The organism is Enterobacter cloacae complex sp. P47BA, from assembly GCF_014930485.1.
Classification (GTDB): domain Bacteria; phylum Pseudomonadota; class Gammaproteobacteria; order Enterobacterales; family Enterobacteriaceae; genus Enterobacter; species Enterobacter bugandensis.
Genome location: NZ_JADBRF010000006.1, coordinates 110,538 through 129,125 on the forward strand (window position 1 = coordinate 110,538; position 18,588 = coordinate 129,125).

Consider the following 18,588-nt stretch of genomic DNA (forward strand, 5'->3'; position numbering starts at 1 on the left):
GGAATAAAGATTATGCTCAACCGAATTACCGTTCAGCTCCCGGTGGAGGGGCTTCTGTTCTGGAAACTGACGGGCCGCGAGGCCATGTCCGAGTCGTTCGCGCTGACGCTGACCGTGCTCGGCACGGACGCGCGCATTGACCGCAGTAAGCTGCTGGGCCAGCCGGTCACGGTGACCATCCCGACGCAGAGCCTGCTGACCTCCCGCTATATTAACGGCAAGATTACCCGCGTGGCGGTGAGCGCCGTTGAGCTGACGGGCACCCGCTATGCGGTGTACCAGCTGACGGTGGAGCCGGACCTGTGGCCGATGAAGCGCGACCGTAACCTGCGTATCTTCCAGGGGCAGACGGTGCCGCAGATTGTGAAAACCCTGCTGGGTGAGCATCAGGTCAACGTTGAGGATAAGCTCACCGGCAGCTACCGGGTGTGGGACTACTGCGTGCAGTATCAGGAGTCGAGCCTGGACTTTATCAGCCGCCTGATGGAGCTGGAGGGGATTGCCTATCACTTCCGCCATGAGGCGGACAAGCACACCCTGGTGCTGACTGACGCCGCCACGCAGCATCAGCCGTTCAGCGGCTATGAGGTCATTCCTTACCACCAGACGCCGTCCGGCGGCAGTACGGATGAAGAGGGTATCAGCCAGTGGGCGCTGGAGGACAGCGTGACGCCGGGTATTTACAGCCTCGACGACTATGATTTCCGCAAGCCGAACGCGTGGCTGTTCCAGGCCCAGCAGAACCCGGCGTCGCCGACGCCGGGCAGCATTGACGTGTACGACTGGCCGGGGCGCTTTGTGGACAAGGGGCACGGGGAGTTTTATGCCCGTATCCGTCAGGAGCGCTGGCAGGTGGAGCATCAGCAGATTCAGGCCACCGCGACGGCGGCGGGGATTGCGCCCGGGCACACCTTCACCTTAACCAACGCGCCGTTCTTCAGCGACAACGGCGAGTATCTGGTCACTGCCGCGGGTTACCACCTCGAAGAGAACCGCTATGCCAGCGGCGAGGGGGAGACCATTCACCGCACCGATTTCACGGTCATCCCGTCGGCGGTGGTGTACCGTCCGGCGCAGGCCACGGCGTGGCCGCGCACCTACGGCCCGCAGACGGCGAAAGTGGTGGGGCCGAAGGGGGAAAGTATCTGGACGGACAAATACGGCCGCGTGAAGGTGAAGTTCCACTGGGACCGTCTGGCGAAAGGCGATGACACCAGCTCCTGCTGGGTGCGCGTGTCGAGCGCGTGGGCGGGCCAGGGCTACGGCGGGGTGCAGATCCCGCGCGTGGGCGATGAGGTAGTGGTGGACTTTATCAACGGCGACCCGGACCGTCCGATTATTACCGGGCGCGTGTACAACGACGCGAGCATGCCGCCGTGGGCGCTGCCGGCTGCGGCGACGCAGATGGGCTTTATGAGCCGCACCAAAGACGGTTCCGTGGACAATGCCAACGCCCTGCGCTTTGAGGACAAGGCGGGCGCGGAGCAGGTGTGGATCCAGGCCGAGCGGAATCTGGATATTAACGTCAAAAACGACGAGTCACATTCTACTGAAAAAAATCGTACACAGTTTGTTGGCGAAGATGAAACCTTACGGGTAGCGAAAAACCAGAAATCAGGGATTAAAGGCGATGTGGTATGTCTGACGGGGAACAGTCGGAACGATAAAGTCGTTAATAATTATATCCTTTCCGCAGGAAATTCGCTGAGACTGGAATGTGGTGAAAGCGCCATCGAGCTTTCAAAAGACGGTAGTGTTCATATCATTGGTAATAATTTTAACTTTACTGCGAAACAGAATGCGCAAATTAATACGCTTTCCGGCGAATTGCACCTGAACCCTGATGATGGACAAAACGTCATTGATCCGCCTGGCGCATCCCTTCAGGGGGAAATCCAGCAGGAAGTGGATAGTTTTTTTGTTATTAATGGCAATAAATAAGAGTAACCCGAATGGCTGAATATATTCTTCAGGAAGCATCCCTCGCCTTACCTGATGTGTTTAAAGACAGAACCATGAATTTATTTACCCTGAGTGATAACGGAGCCAGCGAGTTTACTTTTGTTGTTTCTCGTGCGAGTGCTAAAAACGAAGATAAAGTCCATGATGCGGCAACCCGTTTGGTACGTGAACTGGAAATTACGGTGCCCGACTTTCGTCTCGAATCCTCGCAGATGACCTCTGTTGATGGTCTCCCGGCGGTTGAGCTTTTTTATCAGTTCAAAAATGATAATGCGATCATTTTCCAGAGGCAGACCGTTATTTTGCTCGGTGACCATCCTGGCGGCCAAAAGATGGTGTGTTATATCGGTACTTGCCCGGGCGAGTTTAGCGATTATTATCATAATCAATATCAGGAAATTATCCGCAGTATTAAGTTCCACAAACCGGCTCAGACTGAAACCCAAGAAATGCTCGCTGCCGACAGCCAGGGGCCATTTTTTGCGCTTGATAGTGAGAGTAAGGAATTGAGTGTCTTTGAAAACATTCAGGAACTGTATGGACACCTTTCGCTTCAGCGGGCGAAAGAGGGGCAGTATTTGCTTTTTGAAAAGCGTGGCAAACCACTCAGTATTGCACCCGTTCCGGGGAGCCAACCCCTTCGTTACGCACTGTGGACGACTTTCGCAGACAAATCACATCACCTACTTTCACAGCTTTCCGTATGCCGCCAGGTGTCTGGTTCTGACCCGCTTGATACAGCCGACCGGATCCGTAAGTATCTGATGGCACAGCGAGCCGAATAGCCATGTCCGAATGTCAGGCTGCTCGCGTAGATGATGAGATTGCACATACAGCCTCAAAAGGCTGGATGATTGCAGGATTGGTGGGCGGGGCCATTCTGGGCGCAGCTGCCGTTGTCGTCACTGGAGGAACCGCGTTGGTTGCTGTTTCTGCCGTTGCGGCTGGGGCATGCGCTGCGGGTGGGTTGGGTGAGCTCCTCGGCAGTATGTCATGGGCTCCACGCCATACTACCGGTACGCTAAAAGAAGGTTCACCCAATGTCTTTATCAACAGCCGAAAGGCTATCCGCGCTCATCTGTCAGCCGGAGAGTGTGACGAACACAGCGGTAGTCTGCAACGGGTTGCCGAAGGTTCGATAAAAGTTTACATCAACAACTTTCCCGCCTCTCGCACTGGCGATAAGCTGACATGCAGCGCTGAGATTAGCCAGGGATCGCGAAATGTTATTATCGGTGGAAGCAAGGTTCAGACCGATGAAATAAGTCCTGAAATCCCGGAATGGGTGAACTGGACGATGCTCGCCGTTGGTGCCGGAGCCATGGCGGTGCTGGCCAGTCCGGCAATCGCACTTCTGAGTACCCTCGGTGCGATGGGCGGTGGGACTATTGGTGGCTACGCGGGTGGAATGCTGTGTGGCGAAGGTAGCGACGGTCAGAAATGGGGGATGCTGATCGGCTCCGTTATCGGCGGCGGGGCTGGCATGAAAGGCGGGGCACGGTTTGATGCGTGGCGGGCTGGTAAATCAATGCCGCGCGTTAGTGCGGAACCTGTTACAGCTTCAGCTTCGCCAAGGATGAGCTTAAGCGAAGCCGTGGGGAAACAACGAGCCGAAAAATGGATTACTCGTGGCAGAGAATTGGCGGATAATCGAGATCCTGCTCTGTCTGCTTTACTCAGTGATGAGCAAGTAGGTGCATTGTATGGTTATACTACCGATCCAGGCTACCAAATGGTAAACCCAGCGTTACGAGGTATGAAACCAATGACTAAAGAAATGGAAGCATTTACTCAACATATAAATGATGGCTTAGACCAGCTTCCTACTTTTAGTGGCGAGACATACCGCGGGATGAACAGCCTACCTTCGCACATATTGGAAGGATATACTCCGGGCAAAACAGTTATCGATCCCGCCTTTCTTAGTACTGATGTTAATCGAGGCTTCAGCGGTCCTATCCAAATGCGTATTGAAGGTTTTTCCGGTAGGAAAATTGACTTCCTTTCAGAGTTCAATGCAACAGAGACTGAAGTGCTGTTTAAGCCGAATACATCGTTTGAGGTTATCAGCAGGTCAGATGAACTTGGGATAACGAATATAGAATTAAAGGAAATACCATGATCGACCTTCATTCCGAAGACTCAGTAATCAATCATTATGCTGATCGCTATCATACATACATGCCAGTTAATGTTCGTAAGGCAATAAGGAGCAACAGTATTGATGATTTGAGTTCTTCACAAGCCTGGGATGCAACTTTACCTTTAATTACGACTGAAGATGTTTCACGTGATAAAGCGCTTGGGGCGTTTGTGGGATTGGCTGTTGGGGACGCCGTCGGCACCACTCTTGAGTTTAAGAAAAGAGACAGTGAACATGTAGCAGATATGATTGGTGGCGGGCCTTTTCAATTAAAACCTGGTGAATGGACAGATGATACGTCCATGGCATTATGTCTGGCAGAGACTTATCTTTCAGAAAACAGAATGCACACCGATGTGCTTAGAAAATATCTCCTGAAATGGTATCTTGACGGAGATAATAGCAGTAATGGTCGGTGCTTCGATATCGGGAATACGACGCGATTCGCGCTTGAACAGTATATGCGTGTCGGACCTTCCTGGTATGGTAATACAGAGAAACACACTGCTGGTAATGCTGGGGTTATTCGTCAAGCACCTGTGTCTATCTTTCGTCGAAAATCGCTGCGTGCGATTTACTTCGAATCACAGGCTCAGAGTCGAGCAACGCATGGCGCGGTAGAATCAATTAACGCATGCCAATTTCTCGGATTGGTATTGCACTATTTAATCAACGGTTATCAAAAAGAAGAAGCTTTTTCGCCTCATGTTTTCCCACTGTGCGCGCGTGTAATGATCATAAACGCGGGTGAGTATAAGCAAAAAACTCGCGACCAGATTCGTTCAAGTGGTTACGTTATTGATACGCTTGAGGCCGCGATGTGGTCCGTATGGAATACGAATAATTTCCGTGATGCCATTCTACTGGCAGCTAACCTTGCCGATGATGCTGACAGCGTTGCAGCGACGGCGGGACAAATAGCGGGGGCATTGTATGGTTATTCCGCTATTCCGCAGGAGTGGAAAAACAAACTCGTACAGCGCGAACGTATCGCCAAAATGGCAGGTGAACTGTTCGATAGAGCTCCAGAGGATAATTTCTTATAATTATATTAGTCATATGGCACGGGTATTGTACCGTGCCTCTTTCTTTGTCTGTCCCTAATGGTTTGTTAGTTAAAAGCGTCCCGGCGTGTCAAAAATTGGACAATACACATTCTTCGAAAAGAGAAGATGTGGTGACCATGGTTTGTGGATAAAGAAAATTATATTGAGTTGGGTTGAATTAATGGCGTCACTGATATAGTCAATCAGCGGTTCGGGCCAATATTACGCCTGGTAGCAAAATCTATCGCCGCGTTAAGCTGTATCTTGTTGTTTTATGGTATTTGGTTTGGAAAAGGAGTGTGATGCGAAGTGAGATGACGACACGACAATGCCTGGAGAACAACATGTATAAATGTGGTACGTTATGATTCAATGGCTTTTCTTTATTCTCTTTATGATTTGGACACTAGCGCTTATCTGGAATGGAAAAGACTTATTCAGTAAAAAACAATGGTTCCTTGCTGGGTTGATGTTCGTTCTGGTGTTAGTGGCTACGGTTGTTATTGGTTTTACGTTGAAATGGCTCGCTCAGTCAATGTCATTATTCTCCGTCGCAACGGCGAAACACTATTCGATTATCTTTTCCATGTCTTTCCTGTGCGTATGGGGACTAAAAGTTACCGTTGTGCTGCTCTGCACGATCTTTTCCGGGATTACAGGAGGGCACAAAAAATACAATGCTGAAAATTATGAAGCAATATCGTCTATAATACGCGTCGTTGCGCCTGGCTTACTTATCGTTGCTAAAAGCGTAGTTTCCCTGGGTAGCGTCCTTATGTTTTCAGGTTTATGGCTTAAATAAGCACGATTGAAAAAATATCTCAATGAACACCGAGATTAGTCCATAGTGGAATAAAGATTATGCTCAACCGAATTACCGTTCAGCTCCCGGTGGAGGGGCTTCTGTTCTGGAAACTGACGGGCCGCGAGGCGATGTCCGAGTCGTTCGCGCTGACGCTGACCGTGCTCGGCACGGACGCGCGCATTGACCGCAGTAAGCTGCTGGGCCAGCCGGTCACCGTGACCATCCCGACGCAGAGCCTGCTGACCTCCCGCTATATTAACGGCAAGATTACCCGGGTGGCGGTCAGCGCCGTTGAGCTGACGGGCACGCGCTATGCGGTGTACCAGCTGACGGTGGAGCCGGACCTGTGGCCGATGAAGCGCGACCGCAACCTGCGTATTTTCCAGGGGCAGACGGTGCCGCAGATTGTGAAAACCCTGCTGGGTGAGCATCAGGTCAACGTTGAGGATAAACTCACCGGCAGCTACCGGGTGTGGGACTACTGCGTGCAGTATCAGGAGTCGAGCCTGGACTTCATCAGCCGCCTGATGGAGCTGGAGGGGATTGCCTATCACTTCCGCCATGAGGCGGACAAGCACACCCTGGTGCTGACTGACGCCGCCACGCAGCATCAGCCGTTCAGCGGCTATGAGGTCATTCCTTACCACCAGACGCCGTCCGGCGGCAGTACGGATGAAGAGGGTATCAGCCAGTGGGCGCTGGAGGACAGCGTGACGCCGGGGATTTACAGCCTCGACGACTATGACTTCCGCAAGCCGAACGCGTGGCTGTTCCAGGCCCAGCAGAACCCGGCGTCGCCGAAGCCGGGCAGCATCGACGTGTACGACTGGCCGGGGCGCTTTGTGGACAAAGGTCACGGGGAGTTCTATGCCCGTATCCGTCAGGAGCGCTGGCAGGTGGAGCATCAGCAGATTCAGGCCACCGCCACGGCGGCGGGGATAGCGCCAGGGCACACCTTCACGTTAACCAACGCGCCGTTCTTCAGCGACAACGGTGAGTATCTGGTCACGGCGGCGGGTTACCACCTCGAAGAGAACCGCTACGCCAGCGGCGAGGGGGAGACCATTCACCGGACCGATTTCACGGTCATTCCTGCGTCGGTGGCCTACCGTCCGGCGCAGACCACGGCGTGGCCGCGCACCTACGGCCCGCAGACGGCGAAAGTGGTGGGGCCGCAGGGCGAGAGTATCTGGACGGACAAATACGGCCGCGTGAAGGTGAAGTTCCACTGGGACCGTCTGGCGAAGGGCGATGACACCAGCTCCTGCTGGGTGCGCGTGTCGAGCGCGTGGGCGGGCCAGGGCTACGGCGGGGTGCAGATCCCGCGCGTCGGCGATGAGGTGGTGGTGGACTTTATCAACGGCGACCCGGACCGTCCGATCATTACCGGGCGCGTGTACAACGACGCGAGCATGCCGCCGTGGGCGCTGCCGGCGGCGGCGACGCAGATGGGCTTTATGAGCCGCACGAAAGACGGTTCCGTGGACAACGCCAACGCCCTGCGGTTTGAGGATAAAGCGGGTGCAGAGCAGGTGTGGATCCAGGCCGAGCGCAACATGGACACCAGTATTAAAAATGATGAAACGCACAGCGTCGGTGGCGAGCGCAGCCATTATGTGAAGAAAAATGAACTGCATCGCGTGGAAGCGAACCAGACACAGGCTGTGAAAGGTGGCACCGAGATCCTGACGGGGAAAGGCAAGCTGGATGCGGCGGTGGAGCAATACGTCATTGCTTCCGGGACGAAGCTGCGGTTGGTCTCAGGTGAAAGCGCCATTGAACTCAACGCGAACGGCAAGATTAACCTCATCGGCAAAGAGTTTAACTTCTTTGTCGAAGGGGATGGGTATATCACCACGGGCGGTAAGTTGCATCTGAATACCTCTGGCACCAAGCCGGGCACAACGGCGCCGGGATCAGGGCATAAAGGGGATATTGATGCGGCGGTGCAGGCGAAATTTACGCCGGGAAAGGAGAGTAAGGCTGGTGTGGCTGCCAGCGCACCTGCCGAAACCTCTAAAAACGCTACGCCTCCAGCATCCAATGTTCCTTCAAGCGGATATGGAAAGGATGTAGATAGTCTTGTCGATAAATCACCGACGATGAAAAATGACATAGCGACGTTAAAGAAACGAGGCTGGACATTTGAAGAAGGTGAAGCAGGCAAGGGGACGTTTGCCAATCGTCAAAAGCGCGTTATTACCGTTGATAAAAATGAGCTCGGTAACCCGAATGCAGTCGTTCAGTCTCTGTCACATGAAAGTGGTCACGCTTTATATGAACCCAACATTGATTTTTCTTCGCGCGACGCCTATCTCAACAGCACACTCAGTGATGAAGGCGCTGCAACGTTGAACAATATCCGGGTCCAACGCGAAATCATAGCCAACAAGGGTGGGGATATAGGTATTGCAGGCAATCCGGCAAATCAGACACAATATAATCGTATCTATGATTCTCTCGAACGTGGGGCTATAAAGGAAAGTGAAGCGCGTACGCAGATAGGCCGTATCTTTGGCAAAGGCGAACAAACGTCTACCACAGGGCAATATTACGAAGATTATTATGGCGGTTGGTATGATAAAAATTATCCATAGTCTAAAAACGGGTGCGGTGCTTGCGGCTTTATTAACGACGGGAATGGCAGGAGGTAACATGCAGAAACAGGATCTTTGGCAGTTCATTGCAGAAATGAGCGCATCACTCAAAACATTGTCCGTTAACAGTCTGGATAACGCTCCGTTGTCATTCAAGCTAACGAAACAAAATGAATATATCAATTTCTACAATGCCGACGATATCAAACTGGCGGATGGAACGAACATTACTGCAATTGATTTACGTTTAAGTAAAGAAAGTGACGGGATGGCACCGTTACTGAATTTTTCACCGTCCGGCCAGTGCATCACTCTCGACACTGTTAAAAAACATTATCCGCAACTGACGTTAACTGATTATCCACGAGGCCGTTCGGAGAACGAAGTGACCAGTTATACAGCGCCAAAGGATATGAATGGACAAAAAATAAGCTTCAGTTTCACGGTAAAAAAACCTGACTGCTTGGGTGGGGTCGCTATTAGCGCTGACTAAAAATGTTTATTTCATTACTCACTGCTTTTTAAAGTAGTGAGTAGCACAATACTTATCCAGCAAATGACGATTAACGTGAAAAAACGCCTTTCTGTCTCTCTTTTTTTTACACTCATGTCTACCTTTCTGAGCAGTTATGAAGTAGTGGCTCAGACTATGTCGCGCATTCTGGCTAAAGATGATTTTTCTCTGCAGTTAAACGACCAGATTGTGGCACTGGGTGAGAGATGGACTCCTGAGGTTGCGCGTGAAATTGCAGTTTCTGTGGAAGGTAGTTTTGTCGGTGAAGTTCCTTTTGACGGAACGAACTATAAATTCTACCAGCATCAGAAGACTGGGTTAAAAATATTCAGTTCCAATCTCTGGTGGGATAAAACCGAGCGAAGTGTTGACTATTATATTGTGGCGCAGATTACGTTAACTGCTCCGGATGGCAAAACAGTTCGCGGGATCCATATTGGTTCAACAATAAATGAACTTAATAAAGCTTACGGCAGTGGTCAGGTCGAAAATGATTCCGGGGAGCAGTGGGTTTCCTATGAATTGGGAAAGAAATTGCTCTCTTTTGAGCTTAAAGACAGTAAGGTTGTAAAAATAACAATGAATTACGAAAATGGTACTTCAGAGTGAATTATGGCCAAAAAATATCTGGCAGTCGTATTGTCCACCGCTTTATTGACAGGCCCCATTGAAACCACAACGGCGCTTGAATTATCTCAATACAACAAGCTCGATACGGTCAGTCACATCGTTAACGACAGCGAAGTGACTGACAATCTCAGGAAAACGCTGGGAAATCATTACCAGACCTTTATTGATAACTTTGATGTCTTCGGTGAACCGCATACCACCACAGGTGGTGGATTGTTTGTTGAAGGCTGGTTAAAAGATCTCTATCAGGAGAATGCATCCGCGCTGGTCATCAATCCTGACGGCAAAATCTTTGCAGCCTGGGTGGTTCCGACGTCGGACGTTATTCATTACCAGTCATCTGACAATAGCCCGGTTATTCATGCCGATATTCAGCAGTGGGCCGCCAGATTTAATGCGATGCATTTTGCAATGTTCGGCCAATCAAAACTCGTATTTGACGGGGAGTGGGCTGGCGAATTCAAGAACGACTCGACGTTAACCCTGCGGTTAGCTGAATCAGACAACCGGATCACCGGCTCTTATTGCTATATCTCCCAGAGAGGAAACCGCATAGATTGCCCGGAAGATGATGAGCAAAATCTTAGCGGTACGATCGCTGGCAATCGTGCCAACGTTGAGTTCAACTCATCGTTTGGCGGCGTAGGTGGACGGGCTGTTCTGGAAATAAAGGGGCGTGAAATGGAATGGCGTTTAGTTACTCCTCCTCAAAAAGGAAATTACTATGCCCCGCTGCGATATACGTTACGTAAAGCCGCTTCGGTTCAAAACGCGGAAACCAGAAAACTGGACACCGATAAATTCGCTATTTCGCTGATAAACAAATGCGGCCATTTTGAGAGCAAATGTGACGAGATGGTTTATCTCGGCGTGCGCAAAAGCGATAACAGTACGATCTCCTTAAGGGGTAAAACGTTACACGACTCCGCAGGTAAAATAATCGGCTCAACGTATAAGAATGGCGAGATCGCTTATACCGTGACGTATGCACCCGTGAAATTGGTTGTCAGCAAAGGCAGCCATGTTTTAGTCGAACAGTCAGGTCAGTGGCTTAAATAAAAAAGCCAGCCAAAAGGCCAGCATGGATTGGCCTCTTTTGTTTCTCTCAATATTAATCATCCCGAGTTCACTTATGAAATACACCCTCCAGGAAGGTTCATTTTCCCTTTTTCCTGCTGCCTGGCAGGATAACAGCATGAACATCATTCGCGATGACGAAAGCGGGCTGTCCGTGGTGGTCAGCCGCGGCGTGATTCCCGATGGCAGCGACTACGAACAAGAGTTTCACCGCCAGTGGGATGTGCTGCGTCCTCAGATGGGTGAGATTGCCCAGAGTGAGTTCCAGCAGGTGAAAGCAGGGCCAGATGGAAAAATTAGCGGACTGGAAGTCGAGACCACTTTTGACCGCAACGGGCAGCGTCTGTGGCAAAAACAGCTGGCTGTGCAGACGCCGGGCAAACCGGTATTGATGATTTTTACCCTCTCGGCACTCAGAGCCTTTACCGAAGAGGACGAGGTGCGCTGGAGCGCGCTTAAGCTGAGTCTGACGCTAAACGACAACCGGAATGTGTAAGGCATGAGCGATAACAACGCGGCCCGTAAGGGCGACGAGATTATTCACTCCAGCATTTTTGCTGACATCACCAGCATTGTGGCGGAAGGTGCCGCCTATGCGGTGATTGGCGCGGCGGTAGGGCTGGCGGCTACGGCGGCCGCGCCACTCCTCGGTGCCGGAGCCGCCGCCGCGGGCGTGGCGGCGATTGGATCCAGCTGTCTGTTAAGCGGAATTATCGGTGGTGTGCTGGCGAACGTGGCGGGGATCACCGACGATATTAGCAACGCCGCTGAGGGGCTAGGCAATGCGCTTTTCCCGCCGTCGCCTGCGGGCAAAATCACCACCGGTTCGAATAACGTTCTGACCAACGCAATCCCTGCCGCGCGCGCGGCAGGCACGCTCACGCCCGCCGATACCCCGCCCCCTGAGCCACAGTCGCCGGGCAGCTTTGCCGATTACGCGGGCATGCTGCTTTCCGCCGCCGGACAGTTTGGCAGCGAAATGTGGCAGCCGAGCGTGGCCTCTGCCGCTGCGGGAACTTCGCCGCTGGAAGAAGACAAGGTGGCGTGTGAAAAACACTCCGGGCCGCAGTATCTGGCGGAAGGCTCCAAAAGCGTTTTCATCAACGGCCAGCCTGCGGTGCGCGCGAAAGATCGCACCACCTGCGAAGGCACCGTTTCCGACGATGTCTCTCCTAACGTAATCATCGGCGGGGACACGCTCACGGTCCGCGATATCAAAAGCGGTAAAACGCCGGGTCTGGCGCTGGGGATGATTGCGCTCTCCCTGCTGCGCGGGCGTCCGGGCAAGATCCTGAAAAACATGCCCTGCGCGCTGGCGGCGGCAGGCGGTGGGATGCTGGCGGATATGGCGGTGAATGCCGTGTTTGGCTCCTCGCACCCGGTTCACGCCGCCACCGGCGTGAAGGTGCTGAATGACGACGACGAGCTCGATTTCTCGCTGCCGGGGCGCTTTCCGCTGCGCTGGCAGCGCAGCTATAACAGCCTGACCACCCGCGAAGGGCTGTTCGGTCTGGGCTGGGCTACAACCTTTGACAGCTATCTGACGCTGGAAGATAACAATGCGACCTGGTTCGATGAAACCGGGCGCGAGCTGAGCTTCGAGCTGCCGCCGGTCGACCGGGCGTTTTACAGCATCAGCGAAGGCATCATTATCCGCCGCAATGAGAGCGGCGACGTGGCGATTGCTGACGATGACGGCGCGGTGTGGCGTCTGTACAAACCGACCCGCGCGAATCCTTCTATCCTGCGTCTGGCCTCCCTCAGCGACGAATACGGCAACGCGCTGCTGACGGCGTGGGACGAGCACGGCAGGCTGGTTGGTCTTCACGACGAGCCGCGGGCGATAGACGTCACCCTGCGCTATGAGGATGAACGTTTCCCGCAGCGCGTTACCGCAGCCAGCCATTTCGACGGCAACCAAACCTGGCCGCTGATGCAGTGGGGCTACGATGCGCGCGGCCAGCTGGCGAGCGCGACGGATGCCTCCGGCGTGGTGACGCGTGAATACCGTTACAACGACCACGGCCTGATGGTCTGGCACCGCTTGCCGGGGGGGCTGGAGAGCGAATACCGCTGGCAAAAATTCGACCACTGGCGCGTGGTGGAAAACCGCACCAGCACCGGCGATGGCTGCCGCTTTAGCTACGATTTAGACGCGGGGCTGACGACCGTCGAGCACTACGACGGCCAGACGCGACGCCACTACTGGAACGCACAGAATCTGATTGTGCGCTACGTCGACGAGCGCGGTGAAAACTGGCGCTACGAGTGGGACGATAACGAGCTTCTGACGCGCCGTATCGATCCGCTCGGCAATGCCGTCACCTTCGTCTACGACGAAATGGGCAACCGGGTTCAGGAGACCGATGCCGACGGCAATACCCGCACCACCACCTGGCTGGAGCACCGCGCGCTTCCCGCGGCCATTATCGAAGCCGACGGCAGCGCCACCCGGTTCTGGTACGACGAACATCACGGGCTCAAGCGCGTGGTAGACCCGATGGGGCAGACGACGCTGCTGCGCCGGGACGAGTTCGGCCAGGTCGTTGAAGAGGTCGATGCCGCCGGAAACAGCCGCTACCAGGAGTACAACGAGGCCGGGCAGGTTGTGCGTTCGACGGACTGTTCCGGGCGTATTACCCGCTATCGCTATCATCCTCTGGGCTGGCTGGTGGCTGAGACAGCCGCCGACGGTGAAGAGACTCGCTACCGCTACGACGCCGCGGGGCGTCCGGTGCAGCTCGACCGCGCGGAAGGGTGGACAGAGTCTCTCAAATGGAACGAACGCGGTCTGCCGGTGAAGCATGCGGGCGCCGACGGGAAAGAAAGTGAGTTCAGATACGACGAGGCGGGGCGCTTAACCGCCACCCGTAATACGCAGGGTGAAGAGGTGCGCCGGCGCTGGGACAGCCGCGGGCGTCTGATTGCCCTGGAAAACGAAAACGGCGAAGCGTATCTGTTCCGCTGGGGACCAGATTCGCTGCTGCTGGAAGAGGTGGGGCTCGATGGCGTGGCCTCGCAGTATCGCTACGATGCCTGCGGGCGTACGATAGCGCGCACCTTTGCCGCCGGACATCCGGAGGCCATCACCCACGCCTTCGCCTGGAGCGCGAGCGGCCAGCTGGTCGCCCGCACCACGCCGGAAGGGCAGACCCGCTACCATTACACGCCGTCCGGGCTATTAAGCCGGATTGGTCTGCATCCTGCGCTTTCAGCCGACGCGTGGACCACCGAGGCAGAGCAGGAACTTGCCTTTGAGTATGACGCGCTTGGTCGCGTGACGCGCGAAGCGGGCGAGCACGGCGAGCTGGCGTGGGAGTATGACGCGCTGGGCAACCGCACCTCCGTCACGCTGCCCGATGGCCGCGAGCTGAAGCAGTTCTACTACGGCAGCGGGCATCTGCTCAGCATTGTGCTCGATAAGCTGTCGGTCTCCGACTTTACCCGCGACGAACTCCACCGGGAGACCAGCCGCACCCAGGGGCTGCTGACCACCCGCAGCGAATACGATCGTCTTGGCCGACTGCATCGGCGGGACGTCTTTACCGGCAACGCCCAGCGCCCGTCGCCGCGCCGCTGGTCCCGCCGCTGGGATTACGATTACCGTAATAACCTGGTTCGCGAAGAGCGGGACGATAATCCGTTCAGCTGGTACCGCTGGCAGTACGACAGCGCCGGGCGTCTGCTCGTTCAGGACGGCACGCTGCCTGGCCAGGAGCAGTGGCGCTGGGATGCGGCGGGAAATCCGATCGAAGGAACTGCTGAGAAGGTCACGCACAACCGCCTGACGCAGCTGAACGGCATTCGCTGGCGCTATGACATCCACGGCCGTACCGTGGAGAAGGATAACGGCCAGACTCGCTGGTACTACCGCTACGATGGCGAGCATCGCCTGACGGAAGTCATCAGCCAGCCGCGGGACCGCAACAGGCCGCAAACGCAGGTCAGCTTCCGCTACGATCCGCTCGGGCGACGCATTAGCAAAACGCGACGCCAGATGCTGGGCGGACAGCCAGCCGGCAAGCCGGTCACAACCCGGTTTGTCTGGGAAGGGTTCCGTCTGCTGCAGGAGGTGCACGGGGATGTGCCGCTGACCTACGTTTATAGCGATCAGGACAGCTACGACCCGCTGGCGCGTATTGATGGCGTGGAAGCGCCGGAGATCTTCTGGTTCCACTGCCAGCCCAACGGCACGCCGGAGCGGATGACGGATATCGAAGGGCAGGTGCGCTGGGAAGGGGTCAACAGCGCCTGGGGCAAACTGCTACGGGAAAGCGAGACGCAGGTATCAGGATATTCCCAGAACCTGCGTATGCAGGGGCAATACCTGGATCGTGAGACAGGGCTGCACTACAATCTGTTCCGGTATTACGACCCGGACTGCGGACGGTTTACGCAGCAGGACCCGATAGGGCTGGCGGGGGGGATAAACCTTTACCAGTATGCGCCGAATGCGCTGGGGTGGGTGGATCCGTGGGGGTTGTCGAGATGTAAAGCACCGAACGGATATAAAACTGGTGATGTTGATCCACATGGTAATCTTTCACCTGGTGTAAACAGGGCGTCGGGCCACACAAATAGTAAAAATGATGGGTTTGTACAAAGTCACCACCCAATACAAGATGCTTGGGCTAAGAAAAGAATAAACGGTTACCAGAGAAATACTGCACCTGCTACGTTACTTAAATCCGCATCAGGCAGTCCACATGCTAATATAAGTTCTGCTCAACGAACTCGCAGAGCTTTGCCGGGAGGTTGGGATACAACGTTGAAACAAGAGTTTCATATCAGTTACAAAGAAATGATTGATGCAGGTGTTCCAAAGCAGCAGGCAAGGAAATCAATTAGTGACTCGTATAAATATTTTGACCAATTGAGAGAGTCTAATAGTAGTAATGTTTATTTTGATATATAACTTGTTCATTTATAGGTAAGCCGAAATGAAAAAACAGGATTTTATTGATCAGTTAAATGAAATTGAAAAGCTCATGCACACTTCTTTACCTTCTGATTATAAGCGTTTTATGATTGAGAACGTCAAGGATAGTGATTCTTATGAAATTCAACGAGCGAATGGTGACCAGCTTTATGTTTTCAATTGTTTTGATTTACTTGAGAGAAATAATACATACACAATTCAAGAGGTTGTGCCTGACTTTTTATTGGTTGGTCAAGATGGTGACCTAGGGTATTTTTTGAATTTGCGAAAAGGTACTGATGAGATTTATTCTTTAGATCTTGGAGCGTTAGGAAGCCTAGACATGGATAAAGAAAGTAATAGCATATTTATGCTATAACTTTTATATTTATCAAATTTCTAGTTCAGTATGTTGGAGAATCCACGCCAAATCGTGGATTTTTTCTTTCAAAACAAATCACACATAAAAAAGAAGTTCAACACATCGCAATTTTTAATGGTGTAATCTTTACCTCCCGCCCCCAGCGCTGCGCCGCTGGCAGTACGACAGCGCCGGGCGTCTGCTCGTTCAGGACGGCACGCTGCCCGGCCAGGAGCAGTGGCGCTGGGATGCTGCCGGTAACCCGCTTGAAGGCTCTGCTGAGAAGGTCACGCACAACCGCCTGACGCAGCTGAACGGCATTCGCTGGCAGTATGACATACACGGCCGTACCGTGGAGAAGGATAACGGCCAGACCCGCTGGCACTACCGCTACGACGGCGAACATCGCCTGACGGAAGTCATCAGCCAGCTGCAGGATCGCAACAAGCCGCAGACGCAGGTCAGCTTCCGCTACGATCCGCTCGGTCGGCGCATCAGCAAAACGCACCAGCAGATGCTGGGCGGCCAGCCAACCGGTAAACCGGTCACCACGCGGTTTGTCTGGGAAGGGTTCCGCCTGCTGCAGGAAGTGCACGGAGATGTGCCGTTGACCTACGTCTACAGCGATCAGGACAGCTACGATCCGCTGGCGCGTATTGACGGCGTTGATGCCCTGGAGATTTTCTGGTTCCACTGCCAGCCGAACGGCACGCCGGAGCGAATTCTGCTCACCATGTTATACCCGTTGAGGTGTGGAAAGAGGACCAATCATTCTTCAATATTGTTGGCATCGGAAAAGACATGAATTCTGCGTTTAATGGTATTCATGTTCTAGGTAGCGCATCAGCGATGAAACAAGATGCAGGGAAAGGTATGGATGTTTTCCATAGCAGTAATCATCATAACTATAGTGACATTGTCCGTCAGCGCATTGCTCGTGTTGAGCAACGATATAATTCTGGAAGATTGGATGCTAAAGGGGCGAGGATAGCTATAAGGCGGATCCAGATTGATATGAAGAATATAATTTGGATGGGACATGCTCCCACAACAAAATGCAGGAGAATGAGTTAATGTCCTATTATTTGATCATGAATGACTTCGAGTCATCACTCATGCCAAGAAATTTACAGGGCATGGTTGATGAAAGATTACAGATCAATGGAAACTGGGAAATAGAAGGCTCTGCATTTCCCTTCCCGTATCGAATAGCAGACGATGCATGTCCAAACCGTATTTATTTGTTGTGCAATAAAAATGTTGGGGCTTTGAAATTTGACTATTATAAAAAAGACTTTGGACACTTGATGGATAAGTCTTTATTTTCAATTTTTGAAAATTATAAGCACACTGTTTTTTTTGGCCGAGATATAACACCAGTTTCGATTGGGAATGGTCAAGTTCTTCGGGATGATTTTAAATATGTATATTTTCCAGGTGGCGATGTAATAGATGAGGGTAAATCTATTCTTGAAGAGGATAAGTTCGGAGATATCATACCTTTTAAAATTGAGTTCAAGGATGATGCGCTGGAATATGATATAATTTCGTTGAATGACACATTGTTAGGTGGTTTTATCATTGTTAAACAAGAAGTCAAGGAAGTTATAGAAAGTAAAGGCTTCCGGGGGGGTGAAACTTGTTCCACTGGAAAATGCTTTAGACGTTTTCTGTGAAGATTATTTCTACGAAATAGACTCAAATCGTAAAAGAAAGGGCAATAAACTACCTTAATATTGAATGGTGTCGTGCCATTATTGATTCTTGGTTTTTCTTTTCTAATGGCGCGGAGAAGCTCTTTGGATTATGGGTACATTATTCGACTATGGATCACAGTAATTTTAAGAGTAGCCAATAATCTTAACTCTTAAAGAGGAATAATGCATATAAAAAATACTATCCAAGACTTTGTTAACAAATTCAAAATGAATGATTTAAATATGGGAGAGATAGTCTATACAGACGATGAGAATGAAACTTATTTTCCTGTAAATTTAAATGGTGAAATTCGTTTTTTTTATAGCCATTTGATTTTAAATGACCACCCAACATTTGATGGTACTTTCTTTATACAGATTGTTGAGCCCCAAGAGCTTAATGAAATGTTATCAGGCTGGCGAGTTCAAAATGATACAACCTGGCGCGATGAATATATAATCTTTGCTGAACGAAATGGAGATGTTCTTTTTTGTGATACCCAAAATATCACATCTCCTGTTTATGGTAGTATTCAAAAAAGAAATTTCATTATTTCCAATTCGTTAGCCGACTTTTTGGATGCTTTTTGTTCTGCTATTGAGATAGAACAAAGTAAATATGATGGTGATGCTACAGATGATGATTTTAATTTCAGAGAGGACTTTCTGGAAGATATCGAGTTAATGCTAAAAAGCAAGCTTAAGGATGTTGAGGCAGAAGGTTTTAAATATTTCTTTTTGGGTTAGTTAACAATCAAAACTCACTCTTTTAGAGACCTCCTTGCTTCTTAAGGTATTTATCGCTGATATACCTTTTATATAGGAAAGGAGGTCTCTT

At 52.0% G+C, this 18,588-nt stretch carries 15 protein-coding genes and 1 pseudogene; all 16 read left to right on the forward strand.

Going from position 1 to position 18,588, the window contains the following annotated elements; genetic code table 11:
- Positions 1–12 precede the first annotated feature (12 nt).
- The 16 genes and pseudogenes from IM299_RS08575 (at position 13) to IM299_RS08645 (ending at position 18,497) form a co-directional block, all read left to right on the forward strand.
- Complete coding sequence (locus IM299_RS08575) at positions 13–1,941, forward strand: type VI secretion system Vgr family protein (RefSeq protein ID WP_193357323.1); 1,929 nt, start codon at positions 13–15, stop codon at positions 1,939–1,941.
- 11 nt (positions 1,942–1,952) lie between these two features.
- Positions 1,953–2,747 carry a DcrB-related protein gene (locus IM299_RS08580; RefSeq protein ID WP_193357324.1) on the forward strand — a complete coding sequence of 265 codons (795 nt, stop codon included), beginning with the start codon at positions 1,953–1,955 and terminating at the stop codon, positions 2,745–2,747.
- A 2-nt stretch (positions 2,748–2,749) separates the two neighbouring features.
- Complete coding sequence (locus IM299_RS08585; RefSeq protein WP_193357325.1) at positions 2,750–4,084, forward strand: PAAR domain-containing protein; 1,335 nt, start codon at positions 2,750–2,752, stop codon at positions 4,082–4,084.
- A complete protein-coding gene (gene tri1, locus IM299_RS08590) occupies positions 4,081–5,151 on the forward strand; it encodes an ADP-ribosylarginine hydrolase Tri1 (protein ID WP_193357326.1) in 1,071 nt (356 codons plus the stop codon). Before IM299_RS08585 ends, tri1 begins: the two co-directional genes overlap by 4 nt.
- Before the next feature lie 364 nt (positions 5,152–5,515).
- Positions 5,516–5,953 carry a hypothetical protein gene (locus IM299_RS08595; protein WP_227013062.1) on the forward strand — a complete coding sequence of 146 codons (438 nt, stop codon included), beginning with the start codon at positions 5,516–5,518 and terminating at the stop codon, positions 5,951–5,953.
- Between the two features lie 59 nt (positions 5,954–6,012).
- Positions 6,013–8,553, forward strand: coding sequence for a type VI secretion system Vgr family protein (locus tag IM299_RS08600; RefSeq protein WP_193357328.1), 2,541 nt, complete (start codon positions 6,013–6,015; stop codon positions 8,551–8,553).
- On the forward strand, positions 8,534–9,046 hold the full coding sequence (locus IM299_RS08605) for a hypothetical protein (protein ID WP_059355731.1): 513 nt from the start codon (positions 8,534–8,536) through the stop codon (positions 9,044–9,046). Before IM299_RS08600 ends, IM299_RS08605 begins: the two co-directional genes overlap by 20 nt.
- Before the next feature lie 156 nt (positions 9,047–9,202).
- The gene (locus tag IM299_RS08610; RefSeq protein ID WP_227013063.1) at positions 9,203–9,676 is read left to right on the forward strand and encodes a hypothetical protein; all 474 of its coding nucleotides are present in this window, start codon (positions 9,203–9,205) and stop codon (positions 9,674–9,676) included.
- Between the two features lie 3 nt (positions 9,677–9,679).
- Positions 9,680–10,756, forward strand: a complete 1,077-nt coding sequence (locus IM299_RS08615; protein ID WP_193357330.1) for a hypothetical protein — start codon at positions 9,680–9,682, stop codon at positions 10,754–10,756.
- 73 nt (positions 10,757–10,829) lie between these two features.
- Positions 10,830–11,270 carry a DcrB-related protein gene (locus IM299_RS08620; RefSeq protein ID WP_193357331.1) on the forward strand — a complete coding sequence of 147 codons (441 nt, stop codon included), beginning with the start codon at positions 10,830–10,832 and terminating at the stop codon, positions 11,268–11,270.
- A 3-nt stretch (positions 11,271–11,273) separates the two neighbouring features.
- Positions 11,274–15,689 (forward strand): RHS repeat-associated core domain-containing protein, encoded by a 4,416-nt coding sequence (locus tag IM299_RS08625; RefSeq protein WP_193357332.1) that lies wholly within the window; start codon positions 11,274–11,276, stop codon positions 15,687–15,689.
- Positions 15,690–15,714: 25 nt separating this feature from the next.
- Entirely contained in the window at positions 15,715–16,071 is a 357-nt protein-coding gene (locus IM299_RS08630; protein WP_048957416.1) for an SMI1/KNR4 family protein, read from the forward strand.
- Positions 16,072–16,225: 154 nt separating this feature from the next.
- Positions 16,226–16,777, forward strand: a pseudogene (locus IM299_RS22865) (type IV secretion protein Rhs); the annotation flags it as partial.
- A gap of 26 nt (positions 16,778–16,803) precedes the next feature.
- On the forward strand, positions 16,804–17,127 hold the full coding sequence (locus tag IM299_RS22870; RefSeq protein WP_075206242.1) for an AHH domain-containing protein: 324 nt from the start codon (positions 16,804–16,806) through the stop codon (positions 17,125–17,127).
- Complete coding sequence (locus IM299_RS08640; RefSeq protein ID WP_227013064.1) at positions 17,127–17,729, forward strand: Imm43 family immunity protein; 603 nt, start codon at positions 17,127–17,129, stop codon at positions 17,727–17,729. Before IM299_RS22870 ends, IM299_RS08640 begins: the two co-directional genes overlap by 1 nt.
- Positions 17,730–17,933: 204 nt before the next feature.
- On the forward strand, positions 17,934–18,497 hold the full coding sequence (locus IM299_RS08645) for a hypothetical protein (protein WP_193357333.1): 564 nt from the start codon (positions 17,934–17,936) through the stop codon (positions 18,495–18,497).
- Positions 18,498–18,588: the final 91 nt, after the last annotated feature.

Coding starts and splice junctions, on each gene's coding strand:
- IM299_RS08610 (WP_227013063.1), top strand. CDS start 9,203: ATGTCGCGCATTCTGGCTAAAGATGATTTTTCTCTGCAGTTAAACGAC.
- IM299_RS08620 (WP_193357331.1), top strand. CDS start 10,830: ATGAAATACACCCTCCAGGAAGGTTCATTTTCCCTTTTTCCTGCTGCC.
- IM299_RS08625 (WP_193357332.1), top strand. CDS start 11,274: ATGAGCGATAACAACGCGGCCCGTAAGGGCGACGAGATTATTCACTCC.
- IM299_RS08575 (WP_193357323.1), top strand. CDS start 13: ATGCTCAACCGAATTACCGTTCAGCTCCCGGTGGAGGGGCTTCTGTTC.
- IM299_RS08585 (WP_193357325.1), top strand. CDS start 2,750: ATGTCCGAATGTCAGGCTGCTCGCGTAGATGATGAGATTGCACATACA.
- IM299_RS08580 (WP_193357324.1), top strand. CDS start 1,953: ATGGCTGAATATATTCTTCAGGAAGCATCCCTCGCCTTACCTGATGTG.
- IM299_RS08645 (WP_193357333.1), top strand. CDS start 17,934: ATGCATATAAAAAATACTATCCAAGACTTTGTTAACAAATTCAAAATG.
- IM299_RS08605 (WP_059355731.1), top strand. CDS start 8,534: ATGATAAAAATTATCCATAGTCTAAAAACGGGTGCGGTGCTTGCGGCT.
- IM299_RS08630 (WP_048957416.1), top strand. CDS start 15,715: ATGAAAAAACAGGATTTTATTGATCAGTTAAATGAAATTGAAAAGCTC.
- tri1 (WP_193357326.1), top strand. CDS start 4,081: ATGATCGACCTTCATTCCGAAGACTCAGTAATCAATCATTATGCTGAT.
- IM299_RS08640 (WP_227013064.1), top strand. CDS start 17,127: ATGTCCTATTATTTGATCATGAATGACTTCGAGTCATCACTCATGCCA.
- IM299_RS08615 (WP_193357330.1), top strand. CDS start 9,680: ATGGCCAAAAAATATCTGGCAGTCGTATTGTCCACCGCTTTATTGACA.
- IM299_RS08600 (WP_193357328.1), top strand. CDS start 6,013: ATGCTCAACCGAATTACCGTTCAGCTCCCGGTGGAGGGGCTTCTGTTC.
- IM299_RS08595 (WP_227013062.1), top strand. CDS start 5,516: ATGATTCAATGGCTTTTCTTTATTCTCTTTATGATTTGGACACTAGCG.